Consider the following 13,689-nt stretch of genomic DNA (forward strand, 5'->3'; position numbering starts at 1 on the left):
GCTCCCTCCGAGCTGTACTCAATCAAGTCAGTTGTCATAATAGCCGCTTGCAATGTTGTCGGTGGTGTTCCAGTTTGAAAGCGATACAGTTTGATTATCCAGGTGGTTCTATCGAAGGGCTGGCATGGGGTGAACCCGGTCAACCAACGGTGATTGCTGTTCATGGCTGGCTGGATAATGCCGCCAGCTTTGCGGCCTTGGCTGACCAGTTACCGGGTATTTATTTGATAGCGATTGATTTGCCGGGTCATGGTTTATCGGCCTGGCTACCAGGCGGCTATCCCATCTGGGCGCCTGCGGAAGCCATTGCCTGGGTCGCCGAACAGTTTCCTCAACCGGTTCACTGGCTGGGGCATTCGATGGGGGCTGCGGCGCTGGTGTTGGCGGCCGGGGCTTTCCCTGAACGTTTTGCCAGCACCGTTTTATTGGATGGTATTGGCCCTGTCACCCAAACCAACGAACAAGCTGTCGACACCTTTCGGCGTCATGTGGAGACATCGGTTCGCGCTGGTTTTACGGGTTACCTCAATCCGGAACAAGCCATTGCGGCACGGATAAAGGCTACGCCGTTTGTTGGTGCGGAAGTTATTGCGCCCGTTATTCTGCGTAACCTGGAGCCGCGTAACCAACGCTGGTTCTGGCGTACCGATCCGGCTTTGCGTCGTCCTTCGGCTTTTCGTCTGACGGAGCCCATGGTGGAGGAATTTCTGCGAGCAATGACTTTGCCCACGTTAGTGGTTCGTGCCCATGAGGGCATCGTTCCCGAAGCTGTTTTTTGTCGTCGACTCGGATTGATGCCGATGGCAGAGCGCCTTGATGTTGAGGGGCATCATCATCTGCATCTGGAACCGGAAAAATCGGCATTGTTGGCCAAATCGCTACTTGCTTTCTGGGAGCGCGCAGGATGAAAAACGTACACCAGCTTGGCTGGTTTGTCGTGCTAATCGCGGCGTTGCTGCTGTCGCTGGCATTATCGTGGTTTGGTTTGGCGGCAGCTCATTACGGCTTTGAACGCTGGTACGATATTTATGATATTGGCGAGCATATCGATCGGTATGGCCCGCAAAATCGTTTTATTCGTGGGTTGGACAGCCTCGACAAGGCGGAACATGTCCGACTGTTTAATGCCATCAGTGAAGCAGTTCATCATCAGGGTGAGGGGCTAAAAGAAATAACGTTTGAGTATCGTGGCAGCACTCGCCCGCTGTTGAGACAACCGGAGGTGGTTCATTTACAGGATGTTGCCAATTTAATCGATGTCTTGCGGCTGGTCAGCGTTTTTTTTGCCGTGGTCGTGGTTGGCGGAACCTTGTTGTTACGGCGACATAAACCCCGCTGGCGAATTCAGGGGGCGTTGCTGGGCGGGCTGATGAGTCTGTCGGTGTTGTCGATTATCCTGATTGGGCCGAAGCAGGTGTTCTATCACCTGCATGAAATGATTTTCCCAGCTGATCATGCCTGGTTTTTTTACTATCAGGACTCGTTGATGGCAACCTTGATGAAAGCGCCGGATCTGTTTGGTGGCATTGCCCTTGTCATTGTCATGGGCGGCGTCATTCTGTTTGGGTTTTACCTGCTGTTGCTGACCGGTTGGCAGCGGCGCCAGGGTAGCCAATAACGCCGAATCAGAACGGTGGTGGCGACACAATATCCATGCGCTCATCGGTAGTGGGGTGGCGAAAGGACAATTCTCGGGCATGCAGCTGCATGGTGGGTGTTGTCTGTTCCGAATAATTGGCGCTGTAAAAGGGATCGCCGATGATCGGGTGGCCAATTTGCTGCATGTGCAGGCGTAATTGATGGGAGCGGCCGGTCTTGGGGTACATCTCAATCCGGGTAGTACGTCGGCCTTCCGTGTCAGTATCAACATCCAGCTTGTGCCAGCGGGTCAGGGCATAGCGTCCGTCTGTATGGCTGATTTTCTGTAATGGCCGGTTGGGCCAGTCGACAATGATCGGCAGATTGATACACCCGCCGCTACCTTTTGGTTCCCCGCTTACCAGCGCCTCATATACCTTGCGAGTGGTCTGCTTTTCAAACTGCTGCTGGATACAGGTCAGAGCCGGTTTGTTGCGGGCGTAAACAATAATGCCAGAGGTGTCGCGGTCAAGGCGATGCACAATATGCAACTCACCGAGCAACGCTTGCAGACGGCCAAAAGCCGAGTCTTTGTCATACAAGCCGGGCACGCTGAGTAACCCGCCCGGTTTATTAAGAATGACGATTTCGCTGTCTTGATAAAGAATACGTTGTTTAATCATGGTAAGGGTATTGGTGTTTTTCCAGTATCTGCTGATAACTCCCGTCCTGTTTCATCTGTTGCAACATGTGATTGAAGCCAGTAATGAGGGCGGAAGCGTTGCTGAGTTGGCGATTGATCGCCAGATGAATGCTGGTTCTGGCAATGTCGCCGGGGGCGAGCACCAGATGTTCGGCAATGGTCGGATTGCTGGCCAGTTCGGTGCTGGCTACCCATTCGTCAACCAGAGCCAGATCAAGATTGTTGTTGGCAACGTCACGGAATAGCTGGGAGCAGTAATCCCGTGGTTCAACCGCGAAGTAACGATCTATGTTGTCCAGCCAGGGGCCATAATTTATTTCTGAGTAGATGCCCAGGCGCAATGCTGGTGTGGTGATTTTCAGATGATTTTTGCCCTGATACTCAAAGTCACTGCTCTTGGATTTGATAAAGCGCAACTGACCATGAAGGTAGGCATCGGACAGCAGCCATTTATCATCTTGCTGACCTGGCCAGGTCGATAATACACCCTGGATTTCGCCACTGTTGGTGGATTCCAGTACGCGCATCCAGGGCATGAATTCAACTTCAACGCGATAGCCAAGACGGGAAAGTGCCGTTGTCACCAGTTCGGTTGCAATCCCGTCACCAAGTAATTGCTTGCCGGCGTACGGTGCCCAGCTATCGGATCCGAGTCGTACCACAGGCCGGTCATCTGGATATTCCTTGCTCAGTTTGACCATGGCCTGACTGAAGCCGTTTTCCTGGATCATTGCCTGAACCTGATCGCGAAAGCTTTTTACCAGGCTCATACCGGCGATGGTGACATCATCGACACGCCACTGAGCGCTGTGGTAAAGGCGATAGTCAACGGTCAACGGCGGCTTGCCATTCAATTCAATAAGGCTGGGAACCAGCGCCTTGTTGTGGCCGTTATATCGGGTGTCCAGGAAGTGAACCGGTTGGTCATCATAAGCCCGGAAGGCACCGGCATAGGTTTTCAGCAGTTTGCGGCGAAACGCTTCCAGAAACAGGCTTTGCTGCTCGGAAGAAGCTCTGCGCCAGTACTTGCCAAGCACTTTTTTCCCCATTTGCCGGGTGTCAATCAAGGGCAGGATGCTGGTCGACAGCAGTTGATCCAGATAGCCGGGATGTGTCTCGATCAGAGCCCTGTCATTGGTCAAGTGGCTGGTGACCAGGCTGACAGCTGATTTGACCAGCTCATCCGGTGCGGTTTCGGTAGCAGCACCTGCGCTAACGCCAAAGAAGGGCAGTGAAGCCAGCAGGACAAGTTGGATCAGATAGCGACGAAACGGCATGGCAAATCCTGTGGGTTAATCCTGTAAATTGAAAGGGACAGTCTGGCTTACAAGCAAATATCGGGCAAGTTTCGCACCAGCATGACCTTTTCCGCATTTGAGATCACACTATTTGCCGGGATATTGATATCAACAATAAAACCGGATCCTGGTGCATCGTGACGAGATTTGCCCTGACGATCCTGGATGTGCTCGAGAATAAACGAAATATTGCCCGTTGGGGTCATCAATTCCAGCCTGTCGCCCACTTCAAAGCGGTTACGCACATCAATACGCAAGCGACCGTCGGTCATTCCCATGCTTTCACCGACAAATTGCTGGCCGGTGCTGGTCGATGTACCACGTTCGTAATTTTGATATTCGTCGTGAACGTGGCGGCGAAAAAAGCCTTCGGTATAGCCACGATTAGACATGTTCTCCAAGGTATTCATCAGGTTTTTGTCAAAATCTCGTCCGTTGGCCGCGTCATCAATGGCTTTTCGGTAAGCTTGAGCAGTGCGGGCAACATAGTAGTGAGATTTGGTTCGGCCTTCGATTTTAAGCGAGTGAACGCCTAGTTTGACCAGTTGGTCAATATGCTGAATGGCACGAAGGTCACGCGAGTTCATGATGTAGGTGCCGTGTTCATCTTCGAACGCTGGCATGTATTCGTTGCTGCGACCCGCTTCCTGTAACAGGAAGATTTTGTCGGTGCTGCTGCCCATGCCGAGGGTCGGTGTTTTATCCGGGCGGAATACTGGCCCGGACGGGTCGAATTCTTGCGCTCCAGCAGGAATGACGTCGCCAGCGTCAGTTTCCCTGGCTTCATGAGCATCGTATTTCCAGCGGCAGGCATTGGTGCAGCTACCCTGGTTGGGGTCACGGTGGTTCATGTAGCCGGACAGCAAGCAGCGGCCTGAGTAAGCAATACACAAGGCGCCGTGAACAAAGACTTCGATTTCCATTTCCGGGCTGCGCTGGCGAATATCGGCGATCTCGTGCAACGACAACTCGCGGGAGAGAATAATCCGGCTCACACCCTGACGTCGCCAGAACTCTACGGCGGCATAGTTGACGACATTGGCTTGCACGGACAGGTGGATAACGGTATCTGGCCAGCGATCCTTGACCAGCATGATCAGGCCGGGATCAGACATAATCAGGGCGTCGGGTTGCATGGCAATCACCGGTGCAATATCCCCCATGTAGGTATCGACCTTGCTGTTATGGGGCGCGATATTACTGGCTACATAGAACTTCTTGCCCAATTGATGGGCTTGAGAAATGCCCTGGTTCAGTTTCTCCAGGGTAAAGTCGTTGTTGCGCACTCGCAAGCTGTAGCGCGGCTGGCCGGCATAAACCGCGTCGGCACCATAAGCAAATGCGTATTCCATGTTTTTGATGGTGCCGGCGGGGGAGAGCAGTTCAGGGATCATGGTGTTGGTTCTGGGTACGGGTTGGATAGTGAATTGAGGGTGCGTCTTTAGATGCACCCTTGAATAAACGCACCAGTTTAGCGTCGTTTCACTTCGTTATATTGATCCAGCCCGGGTTCCGTCTATTCAGCGACTCCGAACAGACTGACGTCCATTTCAGCCATCCAGACAAAAAAATCCTTGCTCACAGGAATGTGTCGCAAACTGCTGAACTGGCTCTGGAATTCTTTTTGTATCGAGGCAAAGTAGTGTTTCAGTTCGGCGGTTTCTGCACCCAGTTCGGTCATTTGCGCATAAATATCGGTGACGTACTGGTTGAGTAGTTCGATATCATCACAGGCGTCATCAAAAATGCACTCGGTAGAGGCATACAAGGCGGCGTTACACAGATCGACGATTTGCCAGCCCAGGGTGTCGGACTCTGTCAGCTCTGAGCGCCATTCACTGAACTGGGCAAAAAAACGTTCCAGGTTGGCGCGGGAGGTCAGCTCACCCTTGAGAAAGGCGGTTTGCTTATTGAGCAGCTTGGTGTAGGGGCTAACATCAAGCTGTTGGTCATCTTGCCACATTTGTATATGCGGTAAATTGATGCGGGCTAACAGCAGGCAATAGGCGCTGCGGCTGGCGGCATGTTCAGGTGTCATAGGGAAGAAGGTCCTGTAATGGGTGTCAGGGGGTCATTATCTGGGCGACTGGCACCAGAATATAACGAAGCGCTGATCGGAGTTAATCCGTTGAACCCGTGCAAACAGGCGTTTGAGCAGGGGTGGGTAGTGCAGGTGGCGATTGGCAACCACCAGCAAATTGCCATGCGGTTTCAGTTGGCGGGCGGAGTCGTTGAACATGTCGCTGGCAATATTGTTTAGTTGTTTATGGCCGTCATGAAAAGGTGGATTGCATACGACCCAGTCCAGCGGCTCACTGACTGCACTCAGGCTGTGACCGTGACGACACGCAATATCCACGTTTGCATTCAGCGCATTCTGTTGTGCCGACTCAACGGCAGGAAGGTAGTCATCGGTCTGGATAACCTGAAGTTCCGGGTGGCGTTGCTTGAGCCATAAGCCAAGAATGCCGTTGCCGCAGCCAAGATCACACAGCCTCCCGGTAACGTCAGGTAGTTGTGCTTGCGTTATTGTGTCTGGGCTGGACAGAGTGTGCAGCAGAAACTCAGCGCCGGGATCCAGGCTGGCCCGGGAAAACACACCTGGAAGGGATTGGATGTTTAGCGGGCCAACCTGATATTCCTGCCACAAGCGTAAGCCCGGATCGTTGGCGGGGTGGCGAACCTGCACCAGTCTGGCTTTACGTTTGATAGGCAGTTGCTGGTAGTGGGCGCAATGCTGTTCCAGCCAGTTCAACCAGCGAACGGGAATGTGCTTGGCCATGCCCGCCAGATAAATAGTGGTCTGGCTGTCAAGGTGTTCCCGACAGAGTTGCAGCCAGTAACGCAGCTGTTCAAAGTTTTTGGGTAGCCGGATAATGACTTGGCTAATATCGCTGTCTTGCAGTTGTTGGGGGGTATTGATCCAGCGAGCGTCTGTTTGGTCGAGACCGTTGCGTTGACGGTTATTAATACTGGACTGGTGTGCGCAGGCGCTATCAAGCCAGCAAACAGGTTGCTGCAGCGCACAAGCCAGTGCGCCATAACGATCATTAAACAGCAAGGTGGGCGTGTCGCAATCAAGGTGATCCATCAGGTATTCGTCAGCGCTGTCCCAGGGGCGCGCGATCTGCTCGGGTACGGCAGGAAAACACTCAAGTTCCAGTGACGTGGCCTGCCACCAGCTCATCAGTAAATATCTTTGAAATCTTTGTCTTCCAGCTGATCGAGCAACGAGCGTTCTGGCAAGTCAGGCTTGGGCTGTCGGGCCGCAACCGCTGGCTCCACAGTTTCTGCAGCAGGTTTGTTGCTGACGAGATTTTTTTGGTTGTCAGCTGTTTTTTCTGCTTGCTCTTTGTTTAATGCGGCTTTGGCTTCCGGGTTTTCGGCCAGAAATTTCTCAAAAACAGAGGGAACGCGATTTTTGACGCGTTTGCCGGTTTGGCGATCATTGCCAGCCTCACGCTTTAATTTGGCAGCGTTGCCGGTCTTTACCTTGTGGATGCGTTTGAGTGATCGGTTTTTTTTCAGGCGGGTCATGATTGGCTACATCAACAAGGGTAAGTGAACAAGCGCGGAATGATAACAAAGCGGGACTGTATTTACATCTGGTACTGGCGCGTTATTGTGTCCGGCTGATTGACTTAACCTTGACTTTATATACAGGAAACCACATTCAAATGTATTGGCAATCCCTTGTTTTTACAGGAGAAATAGTACTCCCCGTATTTCTTCTTGTGGTTCTGGGTGTTATCTTGCGCCAGCGTCGTCTTATCGATGATCATTTTGTTACGGTCAGTTCCCGACTGGTTTTTACACTGACTCTCCCCGTACTGGTGTTTCTGGCAATATCAAAAGTACATTTTGATTCCGGTGTTCATCTTGGCCTGGTGATTTTTGTCGCCCTGGCTATTTTATTCAGCTGCATCTTCAGTGGCATATGGGCGCGGATAGCCGGTGTGGATGAGGCCGATATCAGCGCGTTTGTGCAAGCCTCGTTTCGGGGTAATCTGGGTATTATCGGCATCTCGATGGTGGTGTACGCGTTTGGTGACCAGGGCACGCAGATCGGTGCTCTGGTACTTGCCATTGGTGTCCCTATGTACAATCTCTTGTCGGTCATGGTGCTGGCTAGAGGACAAGGTGTAAATTGGTCTGGCCAGCTCTTGCTGATTGCAAAAAACCCGCTGATCATCGCCATTGTGCTCGCATTGCCCTTCAGTCTGTTTGGATGGCAGTTACCCAAGCCACTGCACAGTGCTGCCAGTAGTCTGGGGCAGATGACATTACCCCTGGCGTTGATCAGTGTTGGCGGTACGCTGGACTTCCGAGCTCTCAGGGCGGCCAACTCAACGGCGCTGCAAATATCCCTGTTGAAGCTTGTTATCTTGCCGGTACTGATCGTGTTGTCAGCCATTACGGTGGGAATTCGCGGTGTTGAACTTGGGGTCGTTGCCTTGATGATGGCCAGCCCGACAGCCGCGGCTGCTTTTGTCATGGCTCGAGCGATGGGGGCGAACCATGTGCTGACTGCGAATGCCATTGCGGTCAGTACTTTGGGTTCAATGCTGACGATGGGTGGAATTTTCTATGTTTTACGTATTATGTCACTGCTATAGTGACAATCTTAGGCTGTTTTTGACAATTTTGGGATCGGTGGTGTAAATGCCAGATGGGAAACGCCAGTTGGTTTATTTGGCATCCAATCAACGAGGGCTTGAGTTAGAGCGTTATGAAATTGAACGCTTGCTAGCCCGGTTGAACATGACAAACGTCAGTTTTTCCTGTCGCGAGGATGGTGATGGCTACGATTGGGATCTGGCTCGCCAGCAAATCGAATTGGCAGATTTGTTTATTCTGCTGGTTGGTGATGAGTACGGCCCCATGGCGCCGACAGGGATCAGTTATCTGCACCGGGAATTTGTCCATGCCAGAACCATCGGCAAGCCGGTACTGGCATTTCTGAAAAACCTTCCTGTTGGTGGCTCCCTGACGCCAGAACAAGGGCGGCTGAAAGGGTTCTATCAGTTGGTGACGCAGCAAGTCAGTTACAAGTTGTGGCATTTACGCGATGAGTTATTGTCCTATGCCAGAACCGCTATCAACAATATCGAGCCGCGACTGGATTTTGGTTGGGTGCGCTGGACCGAAAAGATGGAAAAGCAGGAGCCAGTCACCGGTAGCCAGGATGCGGCCATGACCGGTGACGCAGCCGTGGTTGATCTTGGTGGTGGCTCACTGACGGTTCGAGAGCGTCTTGAAATGAGCCGCAAACCCGTCAACCTGATGGTTTCCGCCAAAGTGTACCAGGGCGGTAATCTTTCTCGCGAGGAGATGATACTGCCAGCCCGGCTGGATCAGCTGTATCGGGCCCTGCACAGTTCCTTTGCCGGTAATATAAGCGAGGATCGACTGAGGGGGTGCCTGGAAACTTTTATCGCCGACACTGTACGAAAGCAGCTCCTTGGTCGTCGCCCCAATGCCCATGCAGTGGATGATATCCGGGTCAGTAAATCCCAGTTTCGTTCGATTATGGAAACCTGGGAGCGCCTTGGGCTGGCAGCGCATACAGAAAAAGCCGGGCGCCACTACTGGATTGCCAATAGTGATCTGGCACAGGTGCGTACGGTCTGATAGGAGTAATGCCGGCGGTTACCCGTCGGTGTGGCAACATCCGGCTTGATTGCGATAGTGGCTCTTGGCGGATTGGCGGCAACTTAACGGCTGCTGCCAGAACTCCCCAGTAACGACTGCCGCTGCTCCCACTCCTCTCTCATGCTGTCACAGACTGAGTCACATAACTCAAAGATAAATGGCGCGCCAATGCTGAAGTAAGCCATGTTGCCTTCCTGGCGGCGGCGCACCAGGCCATGAGTTCTCAGTGTAGACAGATGCTTGGAGACATTGGGCTGGGATGCGCCCGTTGCTTCGACCAGTTGGCCAACCGATTTTTCTCCCGGTTGCAGCTGGTGCAAAATTCTCAGGCGCATTGGATCAGACAGCAAACGAAACCTCTGCGCGATCAGTTCCAGCATTTCTTCAGACAGATTTTCTTGCATGGATTATTCTCCTTCTTGGTGGAGAGTGTACGGCATGTCTGAAAATTCAAATATAGTCATAAAGATATATTTGCTGGAACTTTTTCTGTAGTCGTTATTCTTTTTTGTTATTAGTGATGACGAAGTCTGCTTTCACCGGAAGGTGATCTGACAGTTGCTGCACCTCCAGCGACTGAATGACACTCGCATATTCGACAGATAACCGTTGACTATAAAACAAATAATCCAGGGTTCGATCTGGCCCGGTCACTTCTGGGTCGTTCGGGTAGTGCGTAAACCAGTCTGCGGCGGCATCGCGGATATTGTCTTGACCGGGTACAGATGGCCATCGAAGCAGTTGTTGTAGCTCAGTGGCTTCCTGGTAGAGATAATGCTGACTGGGTTGTAATTGCGCCAGTTGTCCCGGCATTAACAGATTCAGGTCGCCACCCAATATAAATGGTGATCCGCTCAGATCCTGTTCCTGCATCAGGCTGACTGCCACTTCAACCTGCCTTTTCATGGTGTCGCTGCCCTGGGCGAATGCATCAAAGTGCGTATTGAACAGTCGCCATTCGGGACCATCGATAGTCGGCAAACTGACGCCCAGAATCGCACGTTTGAGATAGAACTGTGCCGACACGAGATCCATAGGGGGTTGTGGCAGGCGATAACGCAAAGCGTCGCTGATCTTGTAACGTGAGAGGGTAATCAGTTTCATGCCGACGCTGCCCATGATCCTCGGGTGTGGAATATAATCGGCTTTCCAGTAGTAGGTGCTGGCAATGCAGGGGTACATGTCGTCAGGAAGCTGCTTGAGCAGCTCTGCCAGCTGATCGGCATGGTCAGTTGCCGCCGCGTTGTGGTGGACTTCCTGGAGAAAAACAATGTCCGGCGCTTCTCGCTGTAATAACGCAGCAATCCCGGTCGTGGTTGTAGCGATATCCTGAGACGTTGGCCGATCATCCGGCCCGCGGTTATCCGGCAAATCAAAATAGAAAACATAGTGCTTGCCAGCAAAAAACTGCACATTGTAACTCATGACAGATAATGGCCCGTCCGAGATGGTATAGCTGGGCGTCGCGGTCGGGCAGGAGAGTTTGGCACTTTCCAGTTCGGCGGGATGATAGGTGCTGAAATAAATCCAAGCGACGAACAGCAGCAGGGTACCAACAGAAAAAAGCACCGCCGTATAGATCATCTTTTTCATCGATCAGGACTCCATGTCAGAATACTGGCGGGCGGTGGGCATCCGGGGCTAACTCGCTGTATACTGGCGCCGCCATTTCAGGGGTTGCCATGTTAAAGCATTTATTCATCGTTCTCTTGGTGATTTTCACCATAACGGGTTGCAGTCAGTCAGATTCGGTCGTCAAGATCGCTGGTCCGACGATGGGAACCCAATACCACATCAGCTGGATCGGCCAGAGTGAAGGAGCTGAAAACATTCAGCAGCTGGTTGATCAACGCCTGCTGGACATCAACCGAATCATGTCCACCTACGATCCAGAATCGGAGTTATCGCGGTTGAATCGGCGTAACCAGGCACTGAATGCTGAAGTCGTCTCCGCAGCATTGGCTGATGTACTGGCCCAGGCATTGGAAGTGTACATTCAGAGTGAAGGACGTTTTGATGTTACGGTTGGCCCCTTGGTGAATGCTTGGGGATTTGGTCCAGGAAAACATCGGGATCAAAAGTTGTCCAAGGAAGAAGTCGACGCATTACTCTCTGGCATAGGCTCCAGCGCTATCCATCTTGATGATCGTGTACTTTCAACTGACAAGCCGCTGTATATCGATTTGTCGGCCATTGCCAAGGGTTGGGCCGTTGACCAGATTGGCTATCTGCTCGAGCAGCAGGGCATTATTTCTTATCTCGTTGAAATTGGTGGCGAACTGCGCTCCCGTGGCACCAAGTCCGATGGCAATGGTTGGCGGGTGGCTGTTGAGCGACCGGTGCTGGATGCCATGGATCGACAGGTACAGCTGGTGCTGGAGCCAGGCGATTCTGCGCTGGCAACTTCCGGTGACTATCGCAATTATTTTGAAGAGCAGGGTGTGCGCTACTCCCACACGATCGACCCGCATACTGGCTATCCCATCACTCATCAGCTGGCCTCCGTCACCGTGCTGAATCCGAGTTGTGCCCTTGCGGATGCCTGGGCAACGGCGCTTAACGTCGCTGGGCCGGAGCAGGCGATTTTACTCGCCAATCGTTACAAGCTGACCGCCTACGCTATTGTGCGTACTGAGAATGGTTTTACCGAACTGGCCTCCGACGAATTTTTACATCGCTTCCCCGGTCTTATTCATGGAAGCGAGCAATGAGGATAATCCTATGACTATGATAATTGTGGCCTTTGCGGTCATGCTGATGATTGTTGCGGCAATGGCCGTTGGTGTTTTGTTTGGTCGTAAACCAATATCAGGTTCCTGCGGTGGCATGGCAGCGATTGGCATGGAGTCCGCCTGTGATGTCTGCGGTGGTGACAAGCAGAAATGCGAAAAAGAAAGCAAGGCTGCTGCGGCCCGGTCGGCCAGTGCCGAGTTTTACGACGCGACCAAACGCTAACAACGCGGTCGGGTCATTTCCACTAGACTATGGCCGGGCTGGGAATTGAATAATAACTGGAAGATGGGAGCACTGTTAGATGGCAGATTACCGTTATGATGTAGTCATTATTGGCGCCGGTCCTGCGGGAGAAGGGGCAGCCATGTACGCTGCCAAGCACGGCAAGAAGGTGGCCGTCATTGAAGACAAGAACATGGTCGGCGGTAATTGTACTCATTGGGGGACAATTCCCTCCAAGGCACTGCGTCACGCTGTTAAACAGATTATTCAGTTCAATACCAATAATATGTTTCGTGAAATTGGCGAACCTCGCTGGTTTTCGTTTCCCCAGGTACTAAAAAGTGCCGAAAAGGTCATTGGTAAACAGGTCAAGCTGCGAACCGGATTTTATGGGCGTAACCGGATTAATGTATACACCGGCAAAGCCAAGTTTGCTGATGCCAATACGGTGGACGTTTACCAAGGCAATATGAGTAATACCCGTCTGCATGCGGAGCATATTGTTATTGCAACAGGCTCCAGTCCATGGCGTCCAAGCAGTATTGATTTTAATCACCCACGTATTTATGACTCCGACACCATTCTCAAACTGGGCCATACTCCCCGCACTATTATTATTTATGGTGCCGGTGTTATTGGCTGTGAATACGCATCAATATTTTCTGGCCTGGGGGTCAAGGTTGACCTGATCCACCCTGGGGATCGATTACTGAATTTCCTTGATGATGAAATCTCGGATGCCCTGAGCTATCACCTGCGTGACAAGGGTGCGCTGATTCGACACAACGAGCAATTTGACTCGGTTGAAGGCAACGATCGTTATGTCACCATGACCATGGTGTCCGGTAAAAAAGTCAAGGCAGATGCCTTCTTGTGGGCAGCCGGTCGCAGTGGTAATACCAAAGACTTGGGATTGGAAAATCTCGGCCTGGAAACAAACTCCCGTGGCCAAATCGATGTCGACAAGGAATATCGCACGGCGGTACAGAATGTCTACGCCATTGGTGATGTGATCGGCTGGCCGGCACTGGCATCTGCAGCCTATGACCAGGGCCGTGCAGCCGGGTCGGTTATTGCCTGTCCGTCAGATTTTCATTACGTTGATTCGGTTCCTAATGGCATTTACACCATTCCCGAGATCAGCTCGGTTGGCAAAACCGAGCGTCAACTGACGGAAGAGAAGATACCCTATGAAGTAGGTCAGGCATTTTTCAAGAATATCGCCCGTGCACAAATTACGGGAGAGGGTGTCGGCATGCTGAAATTGTTATTTCATCGTCAGACGCTGGAAATTCTTGGTATTCACTGCTTTGGTGACCAGGCGGCAGAGATTATTCATATTGGTCAGGCAATCATGAACCAGAAGGGCGAAGGTAATACCATGAGCTACTTCGTTAATAATACATTTAACTATCCGACCATGGCAGAAGCGTATCGCGTGGCGGCATTAAACGGCTTGAACCGGCTGTAATTTGGGTTAGCAGATCGGTCGTGAGTTCGTAG

Annotated in this window: 15 protein-coding genes; 7 read left to right on the forward strand and 8 right to left on the reverse strand. The window is 52.0% G+C overall.

Annotated elements, in window-relative coordinates; all coding sequences use genetic code 11:
- Window positions 1-74 precede the first annotated feature (74 nt).
- Together SOJ49_RS09470 and SOJ49_RS09475 are read left to right on the forward strand one after the other, a co-directional pair.
- Window positions 75-908 (forward strand): alpha/beta fold hydrolase, encoded by an 834-nt coding sequence (locus tag SOJ49_RS09470; protein WP_369857973.1) that lies wholly within the window; start codon window positions 75-77, stop codon window positions 906-908.
- Window positions 905-1,618, forward strand: coding sequence for a DUF1461 domain-containing protein (locus SOJ49_RS09475; RefSeq protein WP_369857974.1), 714 nt, complete (start codon window positions 905-907; stop codon window positions 1,616-1,618). Before SOJ49_RS09470 ends, SOJ49_RS09475 begins: the two co-directional genes overlap by 4 nt.
- A gap of 7 nt (window positions 1,619-1,625) precedes the next feature.
- On the opposite strand, the gene SOJ49_RS09480 is transcribed toward SOJ49_RS09475, so the two are convergent.
- The 6 genes from SOJ49_RS09480 to SOJ49_RS09505 all read right to left on the reverse strand — a co-directional run bounded on the left by SOJ49_RS09480 (window position 1,626) and on the right by SOJ49_RS09505 (window position 7,116).
- Window positions 1,626-2,261: an RluA family pseudouridine synthase gene (locus SOJ49_RS09480; protein ID WP_369857975.1), complete on the reverse strand. Its 636-nt coding sequence runs from the start codon at window positions 2,259-2,261 to the stop codon at window positions 1,626-1,628.
- Window positions 2,254-3,558, reverse strand: coding sequence for an ABC transporter substrate-binding protein (locus tag SOJ49_RS09485; RefSeq protein WP_369857976.1), 1,305 nt, complete (start codon window positions 3,556-3,558; stop codon window positions 2,254-2,256). The genes SOJ49_RS09480 and SOJ49_RS09485 overlap by 8 nt, the downstream gene beginning before the upstream one ends.
- 47 nt (window positions 3,559-3,605) lie before the next feature.
- Complete coding sequence (gene yegQ / locus SOJ49_RS09490; RefSeq protein WP_369857977.1) at window positions 3,606-4,973, reverse strand: tRNA 5-hydroxyuridine modification protein YegQ; 1,368 nt, start codon at window positions 4,971-4,973, stop codon at window positions 3,606-3,608.
- Between the two features lie 122 nt (window positions 4,974-5,095).
- Window positions 5,096-5,617: a hypothetical protein gene (locus SOJ49_RS09495; RefSeq protein ID WP_369857978.1), complete on the reverse strand. Its 522-nt coding sequence runs from the start codon at window positions 5,615-5,617 to the stop codon at window positions 5,096-5,098.
- Between the two features lie 36 nt (window positions 5,618-5,653).
- Entirely contained in the window at window positions 5,654-6,766 is a 1,113-nt protein-coding gene (locus SOJ49_RS09500) for a class I SAM-dependent methyltransferase (RefSeq protein ID WP_369857979.1), read from the reverse strand.
- Window positions 6,766-7,116, reverse strand: a complete 351-nt coding sequence (locus SOJ49_RS09505) for a hypothetical protein (protein ID WP_369857980.1) — start codon at window positions 7,114-7,116, stop codon at window positions 6,766-6,768. The genes SOJ49_RS09500 and SOJ49_RS09505 overlap by 1 nt, the downstream gene beginning before the upstream one ends.
- A gap of 215 nt (window positions 7,117-7,331) precedes the next feature.
- Between SOJ49_RS09505 and SOJ49_RS09510 the strand changes: the two genes are divergently transcribed.
- Both SOJ49_RS09510 and SOJ49_RS09515 read left to right on the forward strand, forming a co-directional pair.
- On the forward strand, window positions 7,332-8,195 hold the full coding sequence (locus SOJ49_RS09510; RefSeq protein ID WP_369857981.1) for an AEC family transporter: 864 nt from the start codon (window positions 7,332-7,334) through the stop codon (window positions 8,193-8,195).
- Window positions 8,196-8,241: 46 nt separating this feature from the next.
- Window positions 8,242-9,210 carry a DUF4062 domain-containing protein gene (locus tag SOJ49_RS09515; RefSeq protein WP_369857982.1) on the forward strand — a complete coding sequence of 323 codons (969 nt, stop codon included), beginning with the start codon at window positions 8,242-8,244 and terminating at the stop codon, window positions 9,208-9,210.
- An 83-nt stretch (window positions 9,211-9,293) separates the two neighbouring features.
- On the opposite strand, the gene SOJ49_RS09520 is transcribed toward SOJ49_RS09515, so the two are convergent.
- Both SOJ49_RS09520 and SOJ49_RS09525 read right to left on the reverse strand, forming a co-directional pair.
- Window positions 9,294-9,635, reverse strand: coding sequence for an ArsR/SmtB family transcription factor (locus SOJ49_RS09520; RefSeq protein ID WP_369857983.1), 342 nt, complete (start codon window positions 9,633-9,635; stop codon window positions 9,294-9,296).
- A gap of 94 nt (window positions 9,636-9,729) precedes the next feature.
- Window positions 9,730-10,824, reverse strand: a complete 1,095-nt coding sequence (locus SOJ49_RS09525; RefSeq protein WP_369857984.1) for an endonuclease/exonuclease/phosphatase family protein — start codon at window positions 10,822-10,824, stop codon at window positions 9,730-9,732.
- An 89-nt stretch (window positions 10,825-10,913) separates the two neighbouring features.
- Between SOJ49_RS09525 and SOJ49_RS09530 the strand changes: the two genes are divergently transcribed.
- The 3 genes from SOJ49_RS09530 (at window position 10,914) to sthA (ending at window position 13,657) form a co-directional block, all read left to right on the forward strand.
- A complete protein-coding gene (locus SOJ49_RS09530) occupies window positions 10,914-11,942 on the forward strand; it encodes an FAD:protein FMN transferase (RefSeq protein WP_369857985.1) in 1,029 nt (342 codons plus the stop codon).
- A gap of 10 nt (window positions 11,943-11,952) precedes the next feature.
- Entirely contained in the window at window positions 11,953-12,186 is a 234-nt protein-coding gene (gene nqrM / locus SOJ49_RS09535; RefSeq protein WP_369857986.1) for a (Na+)-NQR maturation NqrM, read from the forward strand.
- A 79-nt stretch (window positions 12,187-12,265) separates the two neighbouring features.
- Window positions 12,266-13,657 (forward strand): Si-specific NAD(P)(+) transhydrogenase, encoded by a 1,392-nt coding sequence (gene sthA, locus SOJ49_RS09540; RefSeq protein ID WP_369857987.1) that lies wholly within the window; start codon window positions 12,266-12,268, stop codon window positions 13,655-13,657.
- Window positions 13,658-13,689: the final 32 nt, after the last annotated feature.

Origin of the sequence: Candidatus Thalassolituus haligoni (assembly GCF_041222825.1) — a bacterium.
Taxonomy (GTDB): Bacteria; Pseudomonadota; Gammaproteobacteria; order Pseudomonadales; family Oceanobacteraceae; genus Oceanobacter; species Oceanobacter antarcticus.

Excerpts from the sequence above, each read along its gene's own strand:
- yegQ (WP_369857977.1), bottom strand. The coding sequence starts at position 4,973 with ATGATCCCTGAACTGCTCTCCCCCGCCGGCACCATCAAAAACATGGAA.
- SOJ49_RS09485 (WP_369857976.1), bottom strand. The coding sequence starts at position 3,558 with ATGCCGTTTCGTCGCTATCTGATCCAACTTGTCCTGCTGGCTTCACTG.
- SOJ49_RS09505 (WP_369857980.1), bottom strand. The coding sequence starts at position 7,116 with ATGACCCGCCTGAAAAAAAACCGATCACTCAAACGCATCCACAAGGTA.
- sthA (WP_369857987.1), top strand. The coding sequence starts at position 12,266 with ATGGCAGATTACCGTTATGATGTAGTCATTATTGGCGCCGGTCCTGCG.
- SOJ49_RS09480 (WP_369857975.1), bottom strand. The coding sequence starts at position 2,261 with ATGATTAAACAACGTATTCTTTATCAAGACAGCGAAATCGTCATTCTT.
- SOJ49_RS09515 (WP_369857982.1), top strand. The coding sequence starts at position 8,242 with ATGCCAGATGGGAAACGCCAGTTGGTTTATTTGGCATCCAATCAACGA.
- SOJ49_RS09525 (WP_369857984.1), bottom strand. The coding sequence starts at position 10,824 with ATGAAAAAGATGATCTATACGGCGGTGCTTTTTTCTGTTGGTACCCTG.
- SOJ49_RS09500 (WP_369857979.1), bottom strand. The coding sequence starts at position 6,766 with ATGAGCTGGTGGCAGGCCACGTCACTGGAACTTGAGTGTTTTCCTGCC.
- SOJ49_RS09520 (WP_369857983.1), bottom strand. The coding sequence starts at position 9,635 with ATGCAAGAAAATCTGTCTGAAGAAATGCTGGAACTGATCGCGCAGAGG.
- SOJ49_RS09530 (WP_369857985.1), top strand. The coding sequence starts at position 10,914 with ATGTTAAAGCATTTATTCATCGTTCTCTTGGTGATTTTCACCATAACG.
- nqrM (WP_369857986.1), top strand. The coding sequence starts at position 11,953 with ATGACTATGATAATTGTGGCCTTTGCGGTCATGCTGATGATTGTTGCG.
- SOJ49_RS09475 (WP_369857974.1), top strand. The coding sequence starts at position 905 with ATGAAAAACGTACACCAGCTTGGCTGGTTTGTCGTGCTAATCGCGGCG.
- SOJ49_RS09495 (WP_369857978.1), bottom strand. The coding sequence starts at position 5,617 with ATGACACCTGAACATGCCGCCAGCCGCAGCGCCTATTGCCTGCTGTTA.